Origin of the sequence: Macrococcoides goetzii, from assembly GCF_002742385.2 — a bacterium.
Taxonomy (GTDB): Bacteria; Bacillota; Bacilli; order Staphylococcales; family Staphylococcaceae; genus Macrococcoides; species Macrococcoides goetzii.
This window is the reverse complement of the sequence record NZ_MJBI02000005.1, coordinates 88453-113672: the sequence shown is the minus strand read 5'-3', so window position 1 is coordinate 113672 and position 25220 is coordinate 88453. Positions and strand designations below refer to the sequence as shown.

The 25220-nt window shown below is 30.3% G+C and carries 21 protein-coding genes; 17 read left to right on the top strand and 4 right to left on the bottom strand.

Features of this window, described 5'->3' with window-relative positions; all coding sequences use genetic code 11:
- From BFS35_RS10785 to BFS35_RS10725, 15 genes are all read left to right on the top strand, one after another.
- On the top strand, positions 1 to 1617 hold a 1617-nt coding region (locus BFS35_RS10785), incomplete at its 5' end, for an SdrD B-like domain-containing protein (protein WP_117946029.1).
- A 121-nt stretch (positions 1618 to 1738) separates the two neighbouring features.
- Positions 1739 to 1867, top strand: coding sequence for a hypothetical protein (locus tag BFS35_RS14150; RefSeq protein WP_275068227.1), 129 nt, complete (start codon positions 1739 to 1741; stop codon positions 1865 to 1867).
- Positions 1868 to 2110: 243 nt separating this feature from the next.
- On the top strand, positions 2111 to 3685 hold the full coding sequence (locus BFS35_RS10780) for an SgrR family transcriptional regulator (protein WP_099581574.1): 1575 nt from the start codon (positions 2111 to 2113) through the stop codon (positions 3683 to 3685).
- Between the two features lie 132 nt (positions 3686 to 3817).
- Positions 3818 to 5401, top strand: coding sequence for an ABC transporter substrate-binding protein (locus BFS35_RS10775; RefSeq protein ID WP_099581572.1), 1584 nt, complete (start codon positions 3818 to 3820; stop codon positions 5399 to 5401).
- 459 nt (positions 5402 to 5860) lie between these two features.
- Complete coding sequence (locus BFS35_RS10770) at positions 5861 to 7060, top strand: SdrD B-like domain-containing protein (RefSeq protein WP_158554308.1); 1200 nt, start codon at positions 5861 to 5863, stop codon at positions 7058 to 7060.
- A 211-nt stretch (positions 7061 to 7271) separates the two neighbouring features.
- Positions 7272 to 7406, top strand: a complete 135-nt coding sequence (locus tag BFS35_RS14145) for a hypothetical protein (protein ID WP_269152385.1) — start codon at positions 7272 to 7274, stop codon at positions 7404 to 7406.
- A 423-nt stretch (positions 7407 to 7829) separates the two neighbouring features.
- Complete coding sequence (locus tag BFS35_RS10765; RefSeq protein WP_099581568.1) at positions 7830 to 8510, top strand: YveK family protein; 681 nt, start codon at positions 7830 to 7832, stop codon at positions 8508 to 8510.
- Between the two features lie 7 nt (positions 8511 to 8517).
- Positions 8518 to 9213, top strand: a complete 696-nt coding sequence (locus BFS35_RS10760; RefSeq protein WP_099581566.1) for a CpsD/CapB family tyrosine-protein kinase — start codon at positions 8518 to 8520, stop codon at positions 9211 to 9213.
- 27 nt (positions 9214 to 9240) lie between these two features.
- The gene (locus BFS35_RS10755) at positions 9241 to 10392 is read left to right on the top strand and encodes an O-antigen ligase family protein (RefSeq protein ID WP_099581564.1); all 1152 of its coding nucleotides are present in this window, start codon (positions 9241 to 9243) and stop codon (positions 10390 to 10392) included.
- Positions 10385 to 11605, top strand: a complete 1221-nt coding sequence (locus tag BFS35_RS10750; protein ID WP_099581562.1) for an oligosaccharide flippase family protein — start codon at positions 10385 to 10387, stop codon at positions 11603 to 11605. Before BFS35_RS10755 ends, BFS35_RS10750 begins: the two co-directional genes overlap by 8 nt.
- 3 nt (positions 11606 to 11608) lie before the next feature.
- On the top strand, positions 11609 to 12619 hold the full coding sequence (locus BFS35_RS10745; RefSeq protein WP_099581560.1) for a glycosyltransferase: 1011 nt from the start codon (positions 11609 to 11611) through the stop codon (positions 12617 to 12619).
- Entirely contained in the window at positions 12616 to 14730 is a 2115-nt protein-coding gene (locus BFS35_RS10740; protein WP_099581558.1) for a bi-domain-containing oxidoreductase, read from the top strand. Before BFS35_RS10745 ends, BFS35_RS10740 begins: the two co-directional genes overlap by 4 nt.
- Entirely contained in the window at positions 14720 to 16636 is a 1917-nt protein-coding gene (locus tag BFS35_RS10735) for a heparinase II/III family protein (protein WP_099581556.1), read from the top strand. Before BFS35_RS10740 ends, BFS35_RS10735 begins: the two co-directional genes overlap by 11 nt.
- 17 nt (positions 16637 to 16653) lie before the next feature.
- The gene (locus BFS35_RS10730; RefSeq protein WP_099581554.1) at positions 16654 to 17886 is read left to right on the top strand and encodes a glycosyltransferase family 4 protein; all 1233 of its coding nucleotides are present in this window, start codon (positions 16654 to 16656) and stop codon (positions 17884 to 17886) included.
- Positions 17887 to 18695: 809 nt separating this feature from the next.
- Positions 18696 to 19607: a GNAT family N-acetyltransferase gene (locus BFS35_RS10725; protein WP_099581552.1), complete on the top strand. Its 912-nt coding sequence runs from the start codon at positions 18696 to 18698 to the stop codon at positions 19605 to 19607.
- A 90-nt stretch (positions 19608 to 19697) separates the two neighbouring features.
- On the opposite strand, the gene icaB is transcribed toward BFS35_RS10725, so the two are convergent.
- Genes icaB through BFS35_RS10705 form a run of 4 tightly spaced genes read right to left on the bottom strand, consistent with a single transcriptional unit; the run spans position 19698 to position 22798 of the window.
- The gene (icaB, locus tag BFS35_RS10720; protein ID WP_099581550.1) at positions 19698 to 20552 is read right to left on the bottom strand and encodes an intercellular adhesin biosynthesis polysaccharide N-deacetylase; all 855 of its coding nucleotides are present in this window, start codon (positions 20550 to 20552) and stop codon (positions 19698 to 19700) included.
- The gene (locus tag BFS35_RS10715) at positions 20549 to 21001 is read right to left on the bottom strand and encodes a hypothetical protein (protein WP_117946023.1); all 453 of its coding nucleotides are present in this window, start codon (positions 20999 to 21001) and stop codon (positions 20549 to 20551) included. Before BFS35_RS10715 ends, icaB begins: the two co-directional genes overlap by 4 nt.
- Complete coding sequence (gene pgaC, locus BFS35_RS10710) at positions 20962 to 22203, bottom strand: poly-beta-1,6-N-acetyl-D-glucosamine synthase (protein WP_170137310.1); 1242 nt, start codon at positions 22201 to 22203, stop codon at positions 20962 to 20964. The genes BFS35_RS10715 and pgaC overlap by 40 nt, the downstream gene beginning before the upstream one ends.
- Positions 22196 to 22798 (bottom strand): GGDEF domain-containing protein, encoded by a 603-nt coding sequence (locus BFS35_RS10705; protein WP_158554307.1) that lies wholly within the window; start codon positions 22796 to 22798, stop codon positions 22196 to 22198. The genes pgaC and BFS35_RS10705 overlap by 8 nt, the downstream gene beginning before the upstream one ends.
- Positions 22799 to 23476: 678 nt before the next feature.
- On the opposite strand from BFS35_RS10705, the gene BFS35_RS10700 reads away from it, so the two are divergent.
- Together BFS35_RS10700 and BFS35_RS10695 are read left to right on the top strand one after the other, a co-directional pair.
- On the top strand, positions 23477 to 24301 hold the full coding sequence (locus BFS35_RS10700) for a nuclease-related domain-containing protein (protein ID WP_158554306.1): 825 nt from the start codon (positions 23477 to 23479) through the stop codon (positions 24299 to 24301).
- 97 nt (positions 24302 to 24398) lie between these two features.
- Positions 24399 to 25214 (top strand): trypsin-like serine peptidase, encoded by an 816-nt coding sequence (locus tag BFS35_RS10695; RefSeq protein WP_099581540.1) that lies wholly within the window; start codon positions 24399 to 24401, stop codon positions 25212 to 25214.
- Positions 25215 to 25220: the final 6 nt, after the last annotated feature.

Sequence of the window (25220 nt, the reverse complement as noted above, 5' to 3'; positions counted from 1 at the left end):
CCGCCGGTAGTAACGCCAGAACCTGAAAAATTATATAGTTTAGGCGACTACGTATGGTCAGATGAAGGATCAGTACCAAATGTACAGGATAGCAGCGACAAACCTTTAAGTGGTATTAAAGTGATATTAAAAGGATACGATGGTCAGTTCATCGCTGAAACAACGACAGATGCGAATGGTCACTATCAGTTTGATGGTTTGAAGAACGGCACATATATCGTAAACTTCATTACACCGACAGGCTGGTCACCAGTTGTGTCGAACGTAGGTACAGAAAGTTCAGATTCAGATGGTCCAACAGATGTGATCGCGACGATTAAAGATGGCAACAACATGGATATTGATCAAGGCTATATTAAGATGGTCCCTCCGACAGATAGTGGACAACCGCCGGTAGTAACGCCAGAACCGCCGGTAGTAACGCCAGAACCTGAAAAATTATATAGTTTAGGCGACTACGTATGGTCAGATGAAGGATCAGTACCAAATGTACAGGATAGCAGCGACAAACCTTTAAGTGGTATTAAAGTGATATTAAAAGGATACGATGGTCAGTTCATCGCTGAAACAACGACAGATGCGAATGGTCACTATCAGTTTGATGGTTTGAAGAACGGCACATATATCGTAAACTTCATTACACCGACAGGCTGGTCACCGGTTGTGTCGAACGTAGGTACAGAAAGTTTAGATTCAGATGGTCCAACGGATGTGATCGCGACGATTAAAGATGGCAACAACATGGATATTGATCAAGGCTATATAAAATCTGTACCGCCAACAGATGGAGGACAACCACCAGTGGTAACACCACCGGCAACAGATGGAGGACAACCACCGGTAGTAACTCCGCCTGTACCAGAAGATCAGCAACCGCCTGTGAAACCTGCTGAGCCTAATAGTGATAAACTATATAACTTAGGTGATTATGTTTGGTTAGATAACAACCATAATAGTATGCAGGATAGTGATGAAAAAGGTATTGAGGGAGTTGTAGTAACTTTACGTGATTACGCTGGTAATACAATTGCTACTACAAAGACAGATGCAAATGGTCATTATATATTTACTGGTCTGAAAAATGGTACTTACATTGTTAATTTCAATGCGCCACTTGGCTGGTCACCAGTAATTGCTAACATTAATCCAAATGATGATACATTAGATTCAGATGGTCCAATTGATGTTATTGCACATATCCAGGATCAAGATAATATGACAGTAGACCAAGGATACTGGTTCCAATCTGGTGGAGGTAGTTCAGAAGTAAAACCAGCGCCGGAAGTGAAACCAGGTACACCTGAAGTAACACCACCAGCGCCGGAAGTGAAACCAGGCACACCTGAAGTAACGCCGCCAGCGTCGGAAGTGAAACCAGGCACACCTGAAGTAACGCCACCGCCAGCGCCGGAAGTGAAACCAAGTAAGCCTGAAGTGAATTCAGCTGGAAATGTGACAACACCAGAAAAAACTCAGCAACAAAATCAAGCAGTTACATTACCTGACACTGGTGAAGCTGATTCTGATAATGCAGGTATTGCATTACTTGCAGCATTAGGTGGATTTGCACTAATTACTTCACGTAAGCGTCGTAATGATATGAATACATCTAATTAAAGTAAGCAGGCTCACTTTGAGCCTTCTTCTTTCTTTACTCAGTGTGTAAAAATAGATATTTCGGGTATATAACTAAAAGTAATGTTATAATGTAAGAAAGAAGTAAAGGAGGCTGATTGTAATGGCTGAAAAGAAAACTGGTTCAATTTCAGGAACAGTGAAAGATGAGACTAAACGTGTTATTCAAGGTCACGTCACTGATCAAACTAAAAAAGAGAACGAAAAGAACGAAGATAAAAAGTCTAAGTAATATTTTAAACTTCAAAATTTATATTTCATGCTGAAGGCAACATCTATCGAAGGTGTTGCCTTCAGTTATTTTTATGGTTTAAATTAAAATTTACTTTTTATTTTAATTGTACAAGATTGTCGATTTATATTGTTAAGTAATATTGAATACTTTTATTCCTTCATATAAAATAATAATATTGATATATTTTAAATTATTAGTATTTTCGAATTACTTCAAATTTACTTATAAAAGAGGATTGGCATGAAAGCACACGATGAAAAACTCCTTATTCTCTACAAATACCTTCAAAATAATGAATATTCTCGTGACGAAGTAGCAGAAGAACTAGAAATCACGCCACGCCAATTGACACGCTTAATTAAGCAATGGCAAGAGGATGATTTAATTGAGTACAGTGTTGGTGTAGGCCGTGGCAATTTATCGACATTTAAATTTAATGTTGATGTGGAACAACAATTTATTATGAGTGTGCCTGCACATTTAGATACATATTCTATTGAGGAAATTACAAATATCTTAAATTTGCCTTTGAATGAGTCTTCAAAAAATTTGATCAAAGGCTTATTTAATAATGCAGTCAAAATTGATGAGGACATTATTCCTGTAGAAATGATTGGTAAAGCGATTACTGTAGATTATATCTATAGATTTCCAGATGATTTAAATCCATTACAACCGATGGATACAGCTTTAGATGCGCTCGTTTATAATACGATGGATAGATTATATGAAGTAGATGGAAGCCTGGAATTCAAAAGTCATCTTATTCAGCATGAAACGATTGAAGACGATAGTTTAACGATATTTATGTTCCAGGATATAACGTTTTCGAATGGTAAGCAGTTACTTGCCCAAGATATCAAGCATTGTCTAGATCGACTGGTAAATGATAAATGGTATAACAATTTATTAAGTTATATTGAAAAGGTAGAGGTTATTGATTTATTTGTGCTTAAGATAACTTTTGACGGACATATTGATAAATTGAAATTTGATTTGTCGAGTCCTTACGCAAGTATTTATTTAAAAGAAGGTGCGGACTACATTGGTACCAATGTATACAGTGTGGATCGTGTTACGAAAGATTATATTGTATTGCAGGCACGTCATACAACGCATCATAATTTACCGGAAGTGCAAAAAGTATATCTAGTAAATAGTTACAGTAACTATAAGCAATTTATTGAAGATAAATATCATGAATTATTGCTCCATGATATTAAGATGATACGATTCACAATATTCAATCCTTACTTTACAGATCTTGATTACGTTGAACGTAAACAGTTGCTTTACTATATACAGAGGTTCCACCAGGGCGCTATTGATGAGCATATCGAAAGTATGCCAATCACACAAAAACCGATTGTTATGGGAATGATTGATCTAACTTCTCATGTACTGGTGCCTTTATTTAATTATTTAAAATCAGTTGGTTTTAATATGAATAAATATCATATATCTTATAAAGATACGTTGAGAGATAATACTGAAGCATTACCAATTGATTTTACTTTAATTGGTCATTCGTATATCCCTGAAGTCTATTATTATTCTTTGCTTAATAATACAAATATAAAAACATGGTTCAATTACTTTGATGAAAGTAAAGCATTCAATCGTCAAATAACACATAAGCCTATTGAAGAATGGGCACAAGTAGAACAGCAATTTCAATCATTTCTTATAGATGAAGCGTGGTATGCAGAGAATGTAAAACAGTTGCGTAATATTATCGTATTGAAAGGCCATAAGAATGTTGTATTTAATAACGATGGCGTTATATTATATGGGGAAATCATAGTGAGGGAATAAAATATCAAATAATAGGTGACATTTTTAAAAAAAATGTCGCTTTTTTTATGTCCACTTAAAAGTTACGATATTACTATACAAATAAATATATAGTAAAAAAAAGAAATATATTGGGAAAGTAGCTTGATTTAAATGGACAAAAGACTGTTATATGTTGAAAAATATTTATCATTATCAGAACCGAGTGAAAGTTTAGCAGATTATTTACAGCTATCAAAACGTCAATTGTCTAGATTGTTAAGCCAATGGCAAGATGAAGGTTATATCAATTATTCACCAGCAATTGGTCGTGGTGGTAAAATGGATATCACATTTAATGTCGACGTGGAGAAAGAGCTTTTTTATCATGCTTTAAAAACACATAAAGATATGACGATTCAGGAAGTAAAATCATATCTTGATTTACCATGGGACGAAGAATCAAGAGAAGTGATAGTTAAACAGCTGAAAAATAATTTTGCAACAAACGGTAATAATCAAAATTCAATTATTGATTTTGTATACAATATTCCTCATGATATCCATCCGTTAACAGCTCAAAGCATGGTCAGTTTTCAAGTGATTTCTCAAATAATGCGTACGCTTTATACCATTGATCAGGAATATAATATTCAATACGATTTAGCAAAGTATGATGAATGGGTTGGTAATACACTGCATATTTATCTGCATCAAGATGATTTCTTTCCTGATCGTAAACGACTTACAGCATCAATAGTATGCTTAGCATTAAATAAATTAATCTTTTATTCAAAATATAAAAAGTTTTTCAGTGATGTCATTAGCGTGGATTTAATAGATGACTTTCAAATATCGATTACGTTACAAGAAAAGAATGAGCATATTAAATATTTACTGAGTGAACCGTATAGTTCTATATATTTTGAAGAAGATAATGAAGTGTATGGCACTGGTCCGTACTATCTTAAGTCTAGAAAACCGAAGGAACTTATTCTTCAGGCGAATCCGTATTATAAACGTCTCGTACAAATTGAGCAATTATATTTCGTAGAAAATAAAAAGCGTTTCTCTGAATATATTTCATCTGATAAATATGATACAAACAAGACGCAGCGATTTTATCTTGGACATCGTATTTTATTGATGAATCCAAATACAACGTTAAATTTTGATGAAAGAAAACAGACGATACAAACATTACAGAGTTATTTATACGAATATTTCCTTCATAATGATAAATACTTTAAATGGAATGGAGAAATTCCAGATAAAAAACTAAGTATGGATAATATTCATCGACCAGTTCGATTACTAATCGATGAATTCAATGTAAAGGTATTCAAGGATATTGTGAATGAGATAAACAAAGAACGAAAATGTATTGAATTAATCGTTATAAAACATGAAGACTACATAAAGCATCATCTGAGTGAGCATGATGTTGACATCGTGTGGATGACTGAAGCAATTCATCAGGAGCAACCATTTATGTTGAATAATTTATTATTGCATGCCAAGTTCAAAGAATGGTATCTCGATAAAGAACCATTTCAATTATTTAATAAAAAGTTTCGATTTGATAATTTTGAAGCTTTAGAAACAGAAGCGATAAGTCATTTGAAAAATTTAGAGGATAATTATTATTATTCTAATGTATTAATCAATGAAAAAGTATTTATCTATACTTCTGCAATTCAACATATTGATATCAATCAATATGGCTTTATAGATTATGGTAGCGTTATTCTAAAATAAGAATTGTACGAAAAGAATTGTATTAAAATATTAATATAAAATATTGATATATAAATTAAAGAATGCGTTAATATTTTTAACATAGTAATAAATGCAAGTATAAAACACTACTATAAACTATTTGTCACAAAATTGTCACATTTAAGATGAAGTGCTAATTGTGGATAACAATATTCATTATTTTGTATAATGTATCTTTTATGAATAAAGTGTTTTAGTATATAAATACTGAAATAAAAATATATTTAAATGTATCTACATAAATGTATCATGCAATATATAAACAATTTATACAAATATAATGTATTTTTATACGTGATTGTTGATAACTCATTTATATGGAATATGCAAGTAAGTGTGGCATTGTAAAATAATAGTATTAAAATAATAATAAGTCATAATCTGAGAATTATGGCGATTTGTCAAATTGCAATAAAGAGAGATAAGAGGAGGATTTTTATGAATAAGTATGGCATTAGAAAGTTCACAGTAGGAACAGCTTCAGTAGTAGTAGGTTCATTATTGTTCCTAGGCGCTGGTCAACAAGCTGACGCTGCAGAAGCAACATATTCTTTAGGAGACCGTGTTTACTCAGATAACAATGGTAACTACGTTCAAGATGCAGGAGACACAGGTCTTGCTGGATTAACAGTTACGATCCGTGATTATGCAGGTAACCATGTTGCAACAACTACAACAGATGCAAATGGTAACTATTCATTCTCAGGATTAAAAAATGGTACTTATGTTGTTAACTTTGAAGTACCTGCAGGATATGCAAATGATGTAGCAAACATCGGTTCTGAAGATGTAGATTCAGACGGACCAATTGACGTATTAGTTGATATTAATGGTGCTAACATCACTACTTTAGACACTGGTTTCATTCCTTTAAATGGACAAGGTTCTGCGCCAGCACAGGGTGGAGAAGCTACACCAGCTCCAGCACCAGGTAATGGTGGAGAAGTTAAACCAGCACCATCACAAGGTAATCTATCAATCGGAGACCACGTATGGTGGGATGCGAACCGTAACAACTTATACGATCAAGGTGAAAACCCAGTAGCAGGATTACGTGTATCTATTCGTGACTATGCTGGTAACTTTATCGCTGAAACAACTACAGATGCAAATGGTAACTATGCATTCCATGGTTTATCAGACGGTCAATACATTGTTAACTTCCATAATCCATTAGACTGGTCACCAGTTATTGCGAACATCGATAATGATGTTTCAGAAGCAATTGATTCAGATGGACCAACTGACGTTATCGTTAACTTAAAAGGTGCTTCTAATTATAATGTAGACCAAGGTTACTATGGCGTTGGAACTCCAGCTCCAGGTGGTGGCGGAGAAGTAACACCTCCAGGCGAAACAACACCTCCAGGTGGCGGCGGAGAAGTAACACCTCCAGGCGAAACAACACCTCCAGGTGGCGGCGGAGAAGTAACACCTCCAGGTGAAACAACACCTCCAAGTGAAACTAAACCATCTGAGCCTGCACCAACTACACCAGCACCAGTTGAAACTGTTAAACCAGCTGAAATTGGTAAATCAGTATTACCTGATACAGGTGAAAAAGATAACAAAGGTGCAATTGCTTCAGTATTAGCATTATTAGGTGGAGCTGCATTATTCGGTTCTCGTCGTAAATAATAAAGAAACTTATCGATTGGTTTGGAGACGTCTGAATCAATAACTAAGTTTATATATTTAAGTAGCACACACTCTATGAGTGTGTGTTACTTTTTTTATGAGTTTTTGTAATCAAACTGTTACATTTATATGTTTGAATTTTCAGATAATAGTAGTTATAATGTATTAAATATAGATTATACATTACACGATGAAAAGGAGCGGATAATGTATGGAACAGTTATTAGCACAGCTGCACCTATTCTCCGTAGGTCCAAATAATGCAATTGTATCTTCTCTAATCATCGGTACATTAACGGTAGTGGCGATGATTATTGATAAAACGAAATCAGATGAAAGTGATTAAGCATGAAAGGGGTGCATAATCACTTTTATTTTTTGCTTAATGAAAAATAAACATTAAACTATAAATTATCAAATCATAATAGATAGGTCGAAAAAATTACATAATTGTAACATTGTATTGTTTTTGTATAAATCAAAAGGATGACTTTTAAATAAAGATTTTGTTAAATAATATCAATATTTTTATCAATAAATCAATAGAAATAAAGAATAATATAAATTGTATACCATAATAAATAGCTTACTATTTTATGTGACGGAACATATTTATTCATAAAAATTGTATATATATACAAAATTTTGTAACATAAATGTAATAATTTGAGTAGAGGGGAAAATTTGTAATTTTGTTCTATTCACTTTGAATGAAATTACACGTATATTATATTAAGGAATAATAAATCGGAGTAATCTAGGAGGAAATATGGAAGAAGTAATTGATTTAAAGGAAATTATTGAAATACTGAAAAAGAATTTAAAGTTAATACTTGGATTAGCCATTACATTCGCATTAATCGCAGGTATTGTATCGTTTTTCTTAATTAAACCAACATATCAATCGGAATCACAGGTCATCGTTAACCAAAAAGGTAAAAATGCCGATGTCTATAACAATCCGGGAGAAGTTCAAACTAACTTACAATTAATAAATACATATTCTCAGATGATTAATTCAAAAGTGATTCGAAAGCAAGTCGTAGATCAATTGAATTTAGATGTATCTGAAAAGTCATTACAACCAATGATATCTGTGACAAGTGAAGCAGAATCTCAACTGATGAAGATTAATGTAGCAGGACCTGATAAAAAAGAGACTGCTGAAATTGCAAATGCTTTAGCGGATATTGCTCAAAAAGAAGTGAAACGTGTAATGGGCGTTGATAATTTATCAGTTTTCTCGAAAGCAGATGTTGATGAAGAGACTGCTCCGATTAAACCGAAACCATTGATGAATGTTATTGTAGCAGGATTATTAGGATTAATTCTTGGTACTGCAATTGCTTTCTTGCGTTCAATGTTAGATACACGTTTAAATACAGAAGAAAAAATTGATAAATATATCGGTCTACCAACGCTTGGTAAGATCTATACGATAGAGAAGTAGGTGCGCTATGTTTAAGAAGAAAAGAAGAAAAACCAATATTGATCAATTAGAAATCGTTAATCGCCCAAAGTCGGTTATTTCAGAACAAATTAGAACGTTACGTACAAATATCTTGTTTACTTCTGCAGACGTACAAATTAAAAAGATGCTTGTAACTTCATCAGAACAAGGTGAAGGTAAATCAACGATATCAGCCAATTTAGCTGCATCTTTCGCGCAAGCTGGATATAAGACACTACTCATCGATGCGGATTTACGTAAGCCGACACAGCATAAAATATTTGAACAAATGAACGTAAAAGGCCTTTCAAATTTAATCGCAGGACAAGTTGCGATTGAAGAAACGATTAAACCAGAAGTACAACCTGGACTAGATTTATTAACATCAGGACCGGTACCGCCAAATCCAGCGGAATTGCTGGGTTCTTTAGCTATGGAAGATTTGCTTATTAATTTGAGTGAAATATATGACTTAGTATTACTTGATACGCCACCTGTGCTTGCTGTAGCTGACTCACAAATACTAGGAAACCTGGTTGATGGTTCTTTACTAGTGGTAAATTCAAGATTAACGCATCGTGAAAAAGTAGCTGATGCTAAGAATCAATTAGATAAAAGTTCATCAAAGACATTAGGAATTGTATTAAATGATTTAGATAAAAAAGATGACGGGGATTATTACTATTATTATGGTGAAAAATAAACTATAAATTGATGATTAGGTGTATAAATGAAACAAATTAATGTAATACTTATATTTATTATCATTCAAAGTATACTAACTGAAGATTTAACTTCTTTATTTAAAATGCAACTAGGCAACTTGGCTATTCCATTGGTATTGATTTTCCTATTTTTAAACTGTAAAAATATTAAAATGAGTAAGAGCTTACTTTTCTTTTTGTTGACAATCGTATTTATATCTTTAATTTCAATGATTATTAATCAAACAGTCTCAAATTCTGATTTTTTAAGAATGTTTAAAGTTAATAGTGTACTGATATTTATACTGTTTGGAATTTGTATTAAAAATTTAAATGATGTTATATATATTCGTACAATTTTTTATAGCTTTATCACATTTTTACTAATTTTTATTATTCAAAATTTCTCAGAATTAATAAAATTAAATTCTCAATCTAGATTATTTTATATGAGATATTTGAATATTGAGATAAATACAGGAAATCTATTTTTTACTATGCTAATTTTTGCATTGGCATTATTTATAATATTGAACAATAAGTATTTTTTGGTGAGTAAAAGAATAGAAATCATTCTGGTTATTCTTATATTTATACTTATCATTACCTCTCTTGTTAGAACAGCGTATATTATTGCATTTATTATTTATTTTTATTTTTACGGTATTAAACTTTTAAATAGGAAATATGTTGTGTGGCTTGGCCTAAGTTCAATAATTTTATTATTATTTATTATCTTTATAGTAGAGACTGGATATATTGATAGAATTCTATACACGTTTTCTAATAATGGAGAAAGTAAATTAGATAATTCAACGTTATATAGAGTGTATTTATTTAATAATACACTAGAAGCATTACAAAATAATATTATCAATATGTTTATCGGTTTCGGTTTTGTTGAATTTAGTAAATTACCGATTAATAACCTAGGGCTAGAAAGCACACATAATGGATTCTTGAATATTACAGTTAAAGGTGGTTTATTATATTTATCTTCATTTATTACTTTAATATTCTATACATTTATAAAATGTAAAAATAAACGAACATTTTCTTTAATCACCCTTCTATTTATAATATCCAATTTAACTGGAGACGGAATTACTTATATCCCATTAACGCAAATGTATTTTACAACATTAGGAATATGTTTAGAGGTACAAAATAATGAATAGATTTATATATTTGATTTATGTCATATCAAGTTCCTTATTTGGATTTCTATTATTACCAATTTTGAATAATTATCTGTCTGGGTATGAAATTGGAATGTATGCATTATTAAACTCTTTATTTCAATTGTGCATTATTATTCCTAATTACTCTGTAAACTCAACAATCATAAGGTTCTATTCAAAATATAAAAATAATGAGCAAAATTTTAAAAATAGAATGGATATCTTACTAAAACGATTATTGATGTTTTCTATATTAGCAATTATTTTAGTAGTATCATTTTATAACTTGATCAACCCTACATTTTCTATGTTGGATACTGCATGCTTAGTCATAGTGTTTATTACATTTTTATTATATAAAAATGTCCTATCTTATTTTCAAGCAGGGAATTTTCAAAAAGAGTTTATATTATTTTCTTTTGGAGAGTTAATATTTAGATTTACTTTCACTATAATTTTACTAATATTATTTGAAAACCATCTTGTCCCTTTTTGGGCAATGTCAATAAGCTCATTATTGATTTATTTACTTGCTTACAGAGATTTGAAAAATAATAAGTTTAATTCAGGAAATCTAAAAATATCAGAATATGAACTATCAAAATATTTTAGGCCATTAATATTTTCTTCGATATTTATGTGGATTTTGTCATCTTCTGATCAATATATGCTTGATTTATTTTTAGGGAAAGAAGCTACGGGGAAATATTTAAAAGGATATACAATACCGTTTCAAATCATCATTATATTTACTACAGCTTACATGATGTATTTTGAACCAGTTATTAATAGTTTTAAAAATAATGGGAACTCAATTTCGATTAGAAAAGAAAAAAATAGAGCATATTTACTATTGTTAATGTATGGAACATTTATTTTAATATTTGGCTGCTTATTTTCTGAAGAAATTTATAAACTTTTATATGGAGAAAATGAATATGGAGAGTATGTATTTTACTTATTAATATCGTTAGGTGCGTTATTTTGGAGTTTATATAAAGTATCAAATGCACTTATACTTATTGAAAACTATTCTAGTTTATCATGCATATTACTTATGATTACTGCAATTATAAACGTTGTCATAAATATAATATTAATACCTAAGATGGGGATATACGGTGCAGCTTTATCAACAACCATATCGTATTTAACGTTGTTTTTACTTTCATTAATAGCGAATGAATATATAAAAAAGAAAAGAGGTTAGACTATGAAAATATTAGTATATGGTAACTACGACTCACCACATATTTCCACTTGGGAACAGTTTTATGAATTTGATAACAACAATTATTATTTATTTTTAAGTAAAAGTGATTTAGTTGAAAAAAGAAATGTTATTTCTGAAATATTAAAAATAAGGAAATTTATAAAAGAAAATAAAATAGATATTGTTCATACTCATAGTGCAGGTATCTACGGTATAAAATCATTATTTTTAAATACACCTTTCATCATTACAATTTATGGATCTGAATTATTTAAGTGTAAAGATAGTATTACTAGAAAGTTTATTATGGATATTATTCTCAGTAATAGCCAATCTATTTCTTGTACATCTATTGCATCTAAAAATGTGATTGAAAATTTATTTCCAAAACATCTTAAAAGAACTTTTCTTTTTAACATTCCTGCTACAAAAGAATTTTTTAATGAAAATATAAAAGGAAAAAAATATGTGTTTTCAAATCGTCGAATAGGATCTCTCTACCATACTAAAGAGATAATTAAAGGATTTATTATTTTTAAAGAAAAAAATAAAGATGAAAATATTAGTTTATATCTTTCAGATGCTTATAGTGATAAAGGAAAATATAGTGATGAAGTAAAAAATTTAATTGAGAACTCTAAATATAAAGATAGCATTATTATGGATTCGAATATTAAAACTAAAGCTGAATTGAATAAATTATATAATCAATCTATTTGTTTCATTAATATACCCAAAAGTGATCAACTTTCATTAAGTTTTTTAGAAGGTGTAAAAGCTGGTTGTCACCCAATTGTTTCTAACATTGATGCATATTCAAGATTAATAACTGAATATAATATAAGTAATATTGATATCGAAAATGATATCGAGTTACAAATTGCTCAAAAGATTGAAGATGTTTCAAAAGGACTTGAAATAACAGATATAAACAGCATTAATAATAATTTGAATAGTCTCGAAACAAGTTTTAAAGTATTCAAAAACTTTATTGGAGGAAAAAATAAATGAAACAATTATTAAACTCTTTGAGTGATGGAGAGATTAAACTGAAAGAAGTTCCAAAACCTTTAGTAGGGAAAAATGAAATTCTAATTAAAACTCATTATAGTGCGATTTCTATCGGAACTGAGAAAATGTTAGTAGATTTTGGTAAGGCAAATTATATAAAAAAAGCTAAACAACAACCAGAAAAAGTTAAAGAAGTAATAAATAAAGTGAAAACTGATGGTATCAGTACCACTTATAATGCAGTTAAATCAAAGTTAGATAAGCCTATCCCGTTAGGTTATAGTTCAGCAGGAGAAGTTATTGAAATAGGAGATAATGTCAAAGAATTCAGAGTAGGAGACTTTGTAATTTCTAATGGTTCTCATGCGGAAGTTGTTGCAGTAAATAAAAATCTTGCTGCAAAAATCCCTTCTAACGTTAAACTTGAAGATGCGGCTTTTACTGTAATTTCTTCTATCCCATTACAAGGTATAAGATTGTTAGAGCCTCAAATTGGAGAAACAATTGTCGTTATAGGCTTAGGTTTGATGGGTCTAATTGCTTCTCAAATACTAGTAGCAAATGGTTGTACAGTGATAGGTACAGATGTTGATGAAAAGAAAATAGAACTAGCAAAATCATATGGAATTAATGCAGTAAATGTTGGACAAGGATTTGATATTGTCAACTATGTAAAAAATGAAACAAATGGTTTTGGTGCAGATAAAGTATTGATAACAGCTTCAACAAAAAGTAATGAACCTATCTTACAATCTGCAAATATGGTTAGACAAAGAGGGAAAATAGTTTTGGTTGGAGTTGTTGGTCTAGATATTGATCGAACACCTTTTTATGAGAAAGAGATTACTTTCCAGGTTTCATCTTCATATGGTCCAGGTAGATACGATAAGCAATATGAAAGTGATGGAATAGACTATCCATATGGATATGTAAGATGGACAGAGAACAGAAATTTTCGAGCGATTTTGAAATTAATGGAAAAAGGTAGTTTGACCTTTGACAACTTAATTACTCATAAATTAAATTTCACTGATGCTAGTCAAGTTTATACAGATATCAGTAAAGAAAGTAATGTCATTGGAGCTTTATTTAAATATGATGCAGAAAATACTAATTTAAGCGTAATAAGTCATTTAGAAAATAATAGTAGAATTAAACATTTTATGAATGAGCCTACTATTGGTTTGATTGGAGCTGGAAATTATACAAATCAAACATTATTACCAAAAATAAATAAAAAATATAGATTGAAAACTATAGGTAGTCCTGGAGGAATGAATGCATCTTTTGTAGGAGAGAAACATGGCTTTGAATCAGCTACCTCAAATATTGATTTAATTTTTGAAGACAGTGAAATTAATACATTACTTATAACTACAAGACATGATAGTCATGCGTCATTAGTTAGAAAAGGATTGCATTTTAATAAATCAATATTTGTAGAAAAGCCTTTAGCAATATCAAACGAAGATTTAGAAAAAATTGAAGAAGAATACAATGGACAGCATTTAATGGTGGGCTTTAATAGACGTTTTTCACCAATTACTATAAAGATGAAAACGTTATTATCAAAATTATCTTCTCCAAAAAATATAGTAATAGAAATAAATGCAGGAAAAATCCCAAAAGATCATTGGACACAGGATGAAAAAATAGGAGGAGGAAGATTAGTAGGTGAAGCTTGCCATTTTATTGATTTAGCAATGTTTTTAGCAGAAAGTAAAATAATAAAATATGAAATTGTTTGCATGGATACTATTGATGAAACAAATGATACATTTTCTATATTATTAAAATTCGAGGATGGATCTATTGCTACGATAAATTATAATGCAAACGGCGATAAATCATACCCAAAAGAAATTATCAAAGTAACTTGTGAAAATAAAATTTTAGAAAACAATAACTTTAAAATATTGAAAGGATATGGATTTAAAAATTTTAAAACATTAAGATCTGCTAAGCAAGATAAAGGACATGAAGCTTGTATCAATCTATTTTTAGAGAGTGTAAGTAGTGAAAAAGCTTTAATTCCTTTTGATGACTTAGTTGAAAGTGCACGTATTGCAATAGAATTAGATAAGAAAATGAGGGGAGCAAATGAAATCTAATCTTATAAAAAACATGGGACTGAGATGGACTTTATATAGAATCCAGTATGAATTAAAAAAGAAAAGTGGATATATAAAAAAGCAATATCCGAGTAAACCTATTAATACAATCGTAATAGATGAAAAATATGATATTGATACCATTAAAAATTCGATTAATAAAAATTTGAAGCAATTGAATCATCAGATAAGTATTAAAAAGTCAGAAAAGGAAAGCCTATTAAAACGAACAGATGATATATTGAATAATAAATTTAGATATTTTTTTGATAAATCATATGAATTTAATGGTTGGAATTTCTCTCCGAAAACTAATAAACATGCATCCCTGAATTTACATTGGTCTGAAATCAGTGATATGTCTAGTGACTTCGGGGATATCAAATGGATATGGGATTTGAATAGATTTACTTTTGCATATGATTTAGTAAGATCTTATCAACAAACAAATGATGAAAAATATATCGAAAAATTTTGGTCTTTATTTGAAGATTTTATAAAAAGCAACCCTTTAGAAATGGGTCCGAACTATCGTTGTAGTCAAGAGATGTCTTTTAGAGCAAATGCTTGGTTATTTGCTTTGTATTATTTCATTGAGAGTAACCATTCTACAGAATTAAGAATTAGATTAATGATTAAACATCTAATTCATTATGCAAGACATATTTCAAAGCATATCAATTTTTCTGTTGAAGCAGTTAAAAATAATCATAGTATTTCTGAAGCATCAACTTTAATTGTATTAGGAAACACATTTGATTTTATTGATGAATTTAAGAAGTACAAGAAAAAAGGCTTGAATATTCTAAAAAAAGAAATTAAATGGCAAATTAGAGAAGATGGTTCTTATATCCAAAATTCGCATAATTATCACAGATTAGTAATTCAAGATATTTCCTGGGTATTAATTTCTTTAAAAAGTAAAGAACTGCCTATTCCTTTTTGGCTTTCAAAAAAATTAAACGCATCAATAAACTTCTTTTTAATAATGATTAACAAAAATGGACAAGTTCCAAATTACGGGATGAATGATGGATCTTACATATTTCCACTTACCGAATTACCTTATAACGATTATAGACCTGTCATTCAGAGTGCCCATTATTTATTATATGAGAAATTAATAGATTTTGAAGATTCAATTTTTGAAATGACTCAAATATTTGGTGCAACTAAAAATACTGAAAAAATTAAATATCAGCTAATAAAGAATGGTATATACAGTTTTCCAGAGGGAGGACTTTATGTTCTTGTTAAAAATAAGTGGAAGGTAATAATAAAATCTAAGAGTTACAAAGAGAGACCCGTTCAAGCTGATATGAACCATGCAGAAATATGGTATGAAGATAAATGTATATTTGGTGATGCAGGAACATATTCATATAATGAAAATGCTGAACTCTTAAACTATTTTAATGGAACATTTTCTCATAATACTATTGTCATAAATAACAAACACCAAATGACAAAGGGGAATAGATTTGTTTGGTATTATTGGTCAAAATCTAAGAAACCTAAAATTCGAGAATCTAAAGATTCATATTTTATAGAAGTCACATTGTTAAATTATGCTGATAAACAGCACGTTCGAAAAATCAATTTAAAAAGTGATGAAATTATAATTGAAGATATTGTTAAGAATTTAGATGAATCTAGTAGTCTTAACTTGCAGTGGCTGACTGAAAGAGACATTATTAAAAAAAATAACAATAGCTTGATAATAGATAATAAATTATTACTAAAAGTAGAAACAAAAAATAATCTACATTTAGAAACATATTATGGGAGTCTATTACCTTTTAAGGGGTGGTCTTCTAGTACATATGGAGAAATTCATGAGGCTAATCAAATAGTGTTTAATTTAAAAGGTCAAAAAAAAGTGATTACAAAAATTATTGAAAACTGAAAGTAAAGGGAATAAACATGCATATATTAATCGTACATCAATTTTATTTGAATGATGATGATCCTGGTGGATCAAGGTTTAATAAACTCACAGAATATTGGTTAGAACTAGGTCATGAAGTTACAGTAATTTCGGGCACTCTAAATTATACAACCGGAACTACGAACGAATGTTATAAAGGTAAATATATTTATAAGGAAAAACCGAAAAGAAATCTAACTGTTTATCGTTGTTATGTAAGTCAAAGCTATAATAAAAACTTTTTCGGAAGATTATTTGGATATTTTTCTTTTACTATTTCATCTACTATAACTCTATTTAAAGCTAAACGGCCTGACATTATTATTGTAACTTCACCACCCTTATTTGTCGCATTAACAGGAATAATAGCAAAATATAAATACAGAAAACCACTTGTATTTGAAGTTAGAGATTTATGGCCAGAATCTGCAATAGATACTGGTGTTCTTACAAATAAATATATAATACAGTTATCATATTTTATAGAAAAAATGGGTTATAAATTTGCAGATAAAATTAATGTTTTAACACCTGCCTTTAAAGAAAAGCTAGTAAAAAATAAAAATGTAAATCTAAATAAAATAATGTATATACCTAATGGTGCTGATTTTGATATTTTTAAAAAAGATGATAGTGGACAAGAAATAATAAGTAAATATAATTTAAAAGACAAATTTGTAATAACTTATTCAGGAGCACATGGTTTAGCAAATAATCTTATAGCTTTGTTAAAAATTGCAAATAACATCAAAGATAAGGATAAAAAAATACATTTTTTATTAATTGGAGATGGTATGTTAAAAAAAGAATTAATAAAATATAAAGAAGAAAATAATATTTTTAATGTTACATTTATTGATGCTCAACCTAAAAGAAATATGAATGCTTTCATAAATGCTTCAGATGTTTGTACAGCTATATTACAAAAAAATGATACTTTTAAAACAGTATATCCAAATAAAGTATTTGATTACATGTCTTGTAAAAAACCTATTTTAATTGGTATTGATGGCGCAGCTCGAAAACTTGTAGAAGAAAATAATTCGGGTAAATATTACGATCCGGAAGATATAGATACTACAACAAAAATTATTATGGATTTTAAAAATAATGTCGAAAAACTTTCTGAAATGGGAGATAATGGATACGTTTTTGTAAAGAAAAATTTTAATCGCAAAAAATTGGCAATTAGGTATATTGAAGAGATGGATAGATTGATTGTTAAATAAAAAAATATATACAGCCTCCCTAAAGTGTAATGTTTCTTTATTAAAATAGTACTTAAAAATAGATATGAAATATCTTCAATGTATTTAATGGAAAACATTTAAATAATATATAATTATGAATATCAATATTTATTATTAAATAATTAGGATATAAAATTAAAAGCGAATCAAATCACAATTGATATTTGATCCGCTTTTTGTTCAGTAATAATCATCTGTCAAGATAATATAGTAGTAAACTGCTAATAGTCGGAGCAACTGAATAATAGATATCTTTATAATTCAAAGTTTTTTCGTTTGCATTAAAATTTTTATTAATTCGTCTTGGCTAATTGATAGTATACTTACACTGTCTTTTTGTAAATTTTCATCTAGCTTTTTCTTATTAAATAATTTTTCTATTTCTAATGATATCAAGTCAATGCCTATTTCAAAAAAGAAATGAGGTTTTCCGCCTTCAAATACTTCCCTATATATACATTTTAAAGTATTATTAAAATCAAAATTAATATTATTTTTTTCGTTTTATTTTTAATATGAAATTGATTCTATTTACATTCACTAAAATTTTAACAGTTCTTTACATAAACTCTCAAATCTTAATAATAATTTGCTATAATAATTTCAAATGTGCGTTTATTTAAAAACATAGAGATTATAGACTAGGGAGTAAACAGATGTTCAAAGTTATTTCACACCACGATAAAGAAGCTTGGGATAACATTATTCATCATTCATGCCAAGCTGATATTTATAAAGACTGGGGTTACGTTAAGGGGTTAAAATAAAATGGTGATGGAGAACCGTTATTGTTTACTTACATTAATGATGAAACTGAAATTATCAATGTTGCTCTTAAATGCGATATTCGGACTGATAAACATTTTAAGTCTTTACCTAAGAATAAGTACTTTGATCTCATCTCTCCTTATGGTTATGGTGGTACATTAATTCAAACAACAAACGAAGCGGATATTGCTGCTTATTTTAAGGCGTTACAGAACTATTGTATCAAGAAGAATATTGTATGTGAGTTTGTGAGATTTCATCCTTTAATTAATAATTATAAGTTACTGCAAGATGAATTTGAAATTATTCAGTTAGGTGAAACCGTTGCATTAGATTTAGCTGATGAGGAGACTATATGGTCAAATTTGCAACCGCGAATGAAATCAAAGATACGAACGACGATGAAGTCTGGGGTAGAGATTTATTTTTCTAATGATAGTGCATTGAAGGAAGAGTTTATCAATTTGTATACGAAGACGATGAAGAAGAATGATGCTTCAGATTATTATTTCTTTAAAGATGAATTCTATGATAGTTTGTTTGTAGATCTTAAATATAATGTGATGTTCTGCTATGCGAAGTATGAGGGTAAGATTATTTCGATTGCTGCTATTTTATTAGGCAGAGAGATTCTGCATTATCATTTATCAGGTACGGATCAAAAGTATCATAAGCTAGCACCGAACAATGCGATATTACTCAATACTGCTTTATGGGGAGCACGGAATCGTTATAAGTACTTACACTTAGGTGGCGGTGTTGGATCTCAAGCTGATGATTTATTAAAGTATAAGAAGAAGTTTAATCAGAATAGTAGTCTACGTTTCTCTATTGGAAAGAAGATTTATAATCAGGAGAAATACGATGAACTAGTGAAACTGCGTGGGAAAGAAGTGGCCGGTAGTAGTTTTTTTCCGCAATATAGAGCATAGATTGAATAAATATATAATGTAATGATTGAAATTATTCTTTTAGTGATATAGAAAGAAATCCACACCTTAAACTTAGGTATGGATTTCTTTTTATTTTTCAAATCCTGGCCAGGATTTAATATGTTCAAAACTCTCATCGTCCACCATAATACGATTGATGCGATACGGTCCATTATTAGGGGTCACTGGTTTTGGTGCTAATATATAAGCATTTTTAAATCCTGCTTTTTTAACAGTTGAAACTACTTCATCAGTGGCATTTCCATATGGATAAGCGAAAGTAAGTATTTCATCACCTAGCTTTTCTTTAAGTACTTTTTTACTTTTAACTAAATCCTTTTTAAATTGTTCAGGTGGCACTTTATTAAAAATCGGCTTATTTAATACCATTTCATGCATATTATACGTATGTGATTGAAAGGTGATCAGATTACTTTTATCCATAATCTTGAGATGTTCCCAGTCTGCAAGTTCGATATTATTAAAGTCTTTATTGCCAACTTGACCTGCAATGACGAACACAGTCGCAGGTATTTGGTATTTCTCTAACAAAGGGAATGCATTTTTAAACGTTGTAATGTCAGCATCATCAAAGGAGATAAAGACACAACCTTTTCTAAACTTTTTATTATTGTAGTCATGTAAGAAGTCTTCTTCTGAAACAAATGTTGCTCCATGCTTTTTCATCCATTTTAATTGCTGTTCAAAGTCCTCTGTAAGGACAGAATACTTTCGTAACTCATTGTTTGCTGATAGAAATTTGAATATTTTCGTTGATATTGTCCCATTTCTAACGCGATGATAATTTAGAGCTAGACAGCTGTTTTCTTCTTTATAAAGTTGGAATTTTGTATGTTCTATATTACTATCGATGCGCTTGTATATATTGATACTTAGTAAAATAATAATGGTTACAAGGGATATTACAAGTATTACTTTCTTCATTTGACTTTATCATCCTGAATTGGATTTGTTTCAAATGTTATATCTTTAGCATCTTGCAGCAAGTCGTATGTTTTTTCGTCAATATAGTTTAACGCGAGCATCGATTCTTTCGTGGCAGGACCGGGATACTTTCTTCTATTTAGTCTGCCATATCTTAATTTGTTATATAAAGCCCAACCATAAAGTAATCCCGTAATAATAAGGGTAAATGTTCCTACGAATTGCAGGAAGTCAATAATGTCACCATTTCTTAAGTTCAATATAAGCTTAACTACATTGATGATATCAATAGGTAAATAGATGATTGATGATATAAAGAATAGTAATGCATATATTACATAAATCCAAAGCAGAAAAGAGAATAAATGTAATATTGCTTCCAGTAGTGGATTTTTCTTTGTTCTGATGATCATTTGATCTCTCTGTTGCCTCGATCTGGACTTGACCATACAGCATACCCTCCTCTCATACGAGATTTAATCGCCTTTGGTAAAGCAAATATAGCGACTAATGCATTGATAAACCAGAAAGCAAAAGGATACCAGGCTACCCAGAAATACGATTTAGTGACATTATCGTACCTGGAATCAATAAGTAAGGAAATAGTAAGCTGAACAACACTTAATACTGTTAGAGAAAATGCTGAGAATGTTAATAATAAGAAAAGTCCTTCCCATGTATCTACAGTAAAGATGAAATAGTAAAGTGTAATGAATAAGAGTGAATAACTCCAGAATATGCTTGTCCACTGTTCGTAATAGATTGGCCATAATCTTCGATATTTCCAGTTCAGGATGATTTTCCAGTGGCGCATAATTACTTCTTGTCCACCTTGAGCCCAGCGAACACGTTGTTTCCAGAAACCATTAATTTTCTCTGGCACAAGCATCCAGCATAAAGCATTGGGTTCATATCGTATATCCCAGAAACGTTCATGGAGTTTCCAGGAAACGGAGATATCTTCAGTAATCATATCTACATCCCATAGTCCGACATCTACTAAAGCTTTCTTCCTGAAGCATACGATAACGCCAGACACGGTCATAATTTTACCGATGATACGTTGAGTACGTTTAATGGCTCCAATAATAGATGCATATTCAACAACCTGCATTCTTGCAAGCATCGTATCACGATTTCGAATGCGTGGATTGCCAGTCACTGCACCTACACGTTCTCCTTTCAGGAAGAAATGTTTGATGAGATGATACGGTGCATCATTATCTAAAATTGCATCCGAATCCACACATAACAAATATTCTCCTTTTGATGCGAAAAGTGCTAAACGTAAGGCATTTGCTTTTCCTTTATTCTCTTTATTATCTATGGCACGAACAATATCATATTGCTTAGCGAGATCATGAATTAATTGTGCAGTGTTATCTTTTGAACCATCATTAACACAGATAATCTCTTTGTTCGGATAATCAAGTTTAAGAAGATTTTCTACAGTTTCTACAACGGTATCCTCTTCGTTATAGCATGGAACTAGAATTGAAATCAGCGGCCAGTCCAAATCAGGAATTTCACGTGAGCGTTTACCTTCACGCCTGACATAGTAGATGACTGATCCTGCTAACCATACAATTGCCATAAGTAAAGGATACAAAAATACAAAACTCGACCAGAATTCAAATATTGTGTTAATCATACCTATCTCCATCTTTCTTTTTTGTCATTTTTTCAGTATACATATCAGTATCTGCCTGCTTAATTATTGTGAAGAAATCTTGAGATGTCTTATCGTATTTTGCACTTCCTACACTAATATTTACTTGTATTGTATTGCCATCGATATTAAAAGGTTCTTCAAGGATAGCGTGCAGTTTTGATTTATGTGTTGTACTATCGATGTTTTGTGGATTTGATGAAACGATGATAAATTCGTCGCCGGCCATTCTAAATAGCTTTAAATGTTTCGGTAATACTTCGTTTAGTCGTTTTCCAACTGCAAAAAGTAATTCATCACCGGCATGATGACCGTAATTATCATTTATACTTTTGAATCCATCAATATCAAATAGGTAAATGCTGATATCATCACTATGTTCTGATAACTCATCGAGATGTTTTAATAAGGCCACACGATTAGGTAGCTGTGTCAAATTGTCATAATATATTTTTTTATTTAAGGTTTGAATCATTCTGTTTAATTGATTAATACATGGTCTTGATAAATAAAAATTTGATTTTTCAATTCGGAATGACAAATTGCCTTGTTCGATATTGCTGAATAGTGTACTCATATAATTAACAAGAGCATTATGAAAGATTATGAAAATGAGGTAATTTGAAATGCCTAAAATGAACGTTATCGTTATCAAACCGAATATTGTTTCATGATTTAAAAAAAATTTATAAATAATAATTACATTTAGAAAGCCGCAAATTAAATACATAGTCAACATGAAATGATTTTTTATACACATAAATCTATCACTTCCTAACTGAAATAATAAATAAAATTTTAAATTTTCTATCATTTTTTATAATATAATATTATATAATTATTTTATTGTATATACTTTAAATTGAAAAAATGTTATTTATATTTCGGAAAATAAAACTTGTTGTGTTTTTCAATACAACGAAAAATACTGATTTACTGGTATATCTATCTTTTTATCGTCTTTTTATCAGTTTTAAAATAATTCTAATACATTAAAAGCGTGATGATGAATTAACAAATGTTAGTGGATTGTTTGTTTTATTGGTAACATTAAATGATGTTAATAATTTGATTTTGGAAGTTATAATAAAGAAAAAATAATAAATTATTTACAATTCTTTATACATTTTTATTAGTGTTGTAATTTTTAATTGAGATAATAAAGGGAATAATTATTTTTATTGCAGGAGGAATTGAAATTCTGACCTTAAAACCACCGAAGATGATGCAAATTGAGGAGATATTATTTCGACGAATGACAGATTATCGGTTTAGTGATGCCTATTACCGAGTACAACATGGATTTCTTGGGGAGTTGAAATTTTTTAATTTATTTAAGATTGCACAAGGTCACCTTGAATTGTTTAATATTAATATCAATGTGGATGGGTATCAGTTTGAAGTTGATAGGTTAATCATAACTGGCGAAGCTATCTATGCTTTTGATGTTAAGCATTATTCCGCACCTTGCGTAGATGAAAGCGAGTATTGGAGAAATAAATATAGTTCATTCAAAAGTCCAATGTCACAGTTTACAATAATGAAAGATGGTTTGAAAGTATATGTCCATTATCATCAGTTAACCCATCGGTTAGTTTGTAAATTAGTATTTATTAGTGAACACTTTTATATTGATCGAAAAACAGATGAAATATTGTACTTTAAAGATATAGCTCCTCTTTTTAGAGCGATGAAGCAGGAACGTGTGGTAAGTGCTTTTGAATTTACGATTCAAAAACATTTGATGGGATTACATCGCCCCATAAATTATTATAATCTGCGTCCGGAATTTAATATGGATACTTTACGGAAAGGAATTATCTGTGAACGATGTGCGATGCAAATCGACTTCGGTCAATCTTCGAAACGTTTAGTCTGTTGTGAGGCGTGTGGCAATGCAAAGACAAAAGAAAAGTGGATTCGGCAGACTTTAACAGAGTTAGCGCTGTTGTTAAATCGTCCGTTTTCAGCTAAAGAAGCTTACAAGTGGACTGGTAGATCTAACCGACATATTACGAAACGCGTACTTGATAAATATTTTGAGAAGATTGACGATCATTATATCTTAAATGAGGTATAAGTGGTTCGTCCAGAGTGGTGAATGAACCAAATAAGTTAAAAGTGGTTCTTCTAGAGCACTGAGCGAACCAAAATTATATGAAAGTGAGTACATTAAAATGAAAAAAATTTTAACATGTATCCTATTTTTAAATTTACTCTTAATGCCGACGAGCAACGCAATGGAAACGGACTACTATTATGATGGTATGAAACCAGAGAATACAAAGATCGCTTATCCAATTATTCAACAATATCCGAATACGAGTACATTTATGAAATCCATACCAAATCGCTATTCAAAGTATACTGCTATCGGGCGTATTTCAAATGAGAACGGTTGGGCAGGTCCTGAATATGAAACGATGGGGACCGGATTTGTTATTGATGATCATACAATATTAACGAATGCACACGTTATTGATGATAAACATGGTAAAGCAACAGAAGCTAAATATTTAACATTTGAGATGAATCGTAATGGTGATGATATTCCGCATGAATTTGAAGTTACTGAAGTTGTTAAAGTACCGTACGCAGATGTGGCATTACTACATACTACTGAGAAGCTTACGGATTATGCGAAACCGATGAAACTTGCAACGGATTATCAAATCAAGCGGTTGAAACGTGGACAACGCATGTATAGTGTAGGGTATCCGTTTGATGGTAAGTATTATGAGAAACGTTATTATAATAGAACGTTATTTATTATGAGAACATTAAATCAAACTGAATTTGTATTGAAAGATAAATTCAGAGCAGGGGCATCAGGTTCTCCATTATTTGATAGTAAATTAAGAGTGTACGGACTTCGAACATATGGATATGATTTATACGGTGGAGATGATACACGTCTTGGTAAAGTTGAATATAGTGGGGCAGAGTCATTGTATGGCTATACGGGTCGATTTGTTAGAGCACATAAATACTAGAAATGA

What these genes read in the sequence shown, in the direction of transcription:
- BFS35_RS14150 (WP_275068227.1), top strand. Translation starts at nt 1,739, where the DNA reads ATGGCTGAAAAGAAAACTGGTTCAATTTCAGGAACAGTGAAAGATGAG.
- BFS35_RS10780 (WP_099581574.1), top strand. Translation starts at nt 2,111, where the DNA reads ATGAAAGCACACGATGAAAAACTCCTTATTCTCTACAAATACCTTCAA.
- BFS35_RS10775 (WP_099581572.1), top strand. Translation starts at nt 3,818, where the DNA reads ATGGACAAAAGACTGTTATATGTTGAAAAATATTTATCATTATCAGAA.
- BFS35_RS10770 (WP_158554308.1), top strand. Translation starts at nt 5,861, where the DNA reads ATGAATAAGTATGGCATTAGAAAGTTCACAGTAGGAACAGCTTCAGTA.
- BFS35_RS14145 (WP_269152385.1), top strand. Translation starts at nt 7,272, where the DNA reads ATGGAACAGTTATTAGCACAGCTGCACCTATTCTCCGTAGGTCCAAAT.
- BFS35_RS10765 (WP_099581568.1), top strand. Translation starts at nt 7,830, where the DNA reads ATGGAAGAAGTAATTGATTTAAAGGAAATTATTGAAATACTGAAAAAG.
- BFS35_RS10760 (WP_099581566.1), top strand. Translation starts at nt 8,518, where the DNA reads ATGTTTAAGAAGAAAAGAAGAAAAACCAATATTGATCAATTAGAAATC.
- BFS35_RS10755 (WP_099581564.1), top strand. Translation starts at nt 9,241, where the DNA reads ATGAAACAAATTAATGTAATACTTATATTTATTATCATTCAAAGTATA.
- BFS35_RS10750 (WP_099581562.1), top strand. Translation starts at nt 10,385, where the DNA reads ATGAATAGATTTATATATTTGATTTATGTCATATCAAGTTCCTTATTT.
- BFS35_RS10745 (WP_099581560.1), top strand. Translation starts at nt 11,609, where the DNA reads ATGAAAATATTAGTATATGGTAACTACGACTCACCACATATTTCCACT.
- BFS35_RS10740 (WP_099581558.1), top strand. Translation starts at nt 12,616, where the DNA reads ATGAAACAATTATTAAACTCTTTGAGTGATGGAGAGATTAAACTGAAA.
- BFS35_RS10735 (WP_099581556.1), top strand. Translation starts at nt 14,720, where the DNA reads ATGAAATCTAATCTTATAAAAAACATGGGACTGAGATGGACTTTATAT.
- BFS35_RS10730 (WP_099581554.1), top strand. Translation starts at nt 16,654, where the DNA reads ATGCATATATTAATCGTACATCAATTTTATTTGAATGATGATGATCCT.
- icaB (WP_099581550.1), bottom strand. Translation starts at nt 20,552, where the DNA reads ATGAAGAAAGTAATACTTGTAATATCCCTTGTAACCATTATTATTTTA.
- BFS35_RS10715 (WP_117946023.1), bottom strand. Translation starts at nt 21,001, where the DNA reads ATGGTCAAGTCCAGATCGAGGCAACAGAGAGATCAAATGATCATCAGA.
- pgaC (WP_170137310.1), bottom strand. Translation starts at nt 22,203, where the DNA reads ATGATTAACACAATATTTGAATTCTGGTCGAGTTTTGTATTTTTGTAT.
- BFS35_RS10705 (WP_158554307.1), bottom strand. Translation starts at nt 22,798, where the DNA reads ATGAGTACACTATTCAGCAATATCGAACAAGGCAATTTGTCATTCCGA.
- BFS35_RS10700 (WP_158554306.1), top strand. Translation starts at nt 23,477, where the DNA reads ATGACAGATTATCGGTTTAGTGATGCCTATTACCGAGTACAACATGGA.
- BFS35_RS10695 (WP_099581540.1), top strand. Translation starts at nt 24,399, where the DNA reads ATGAAAAAAATTTTAACATGTATCCTATTTTTAAATTTACTCTTAATG.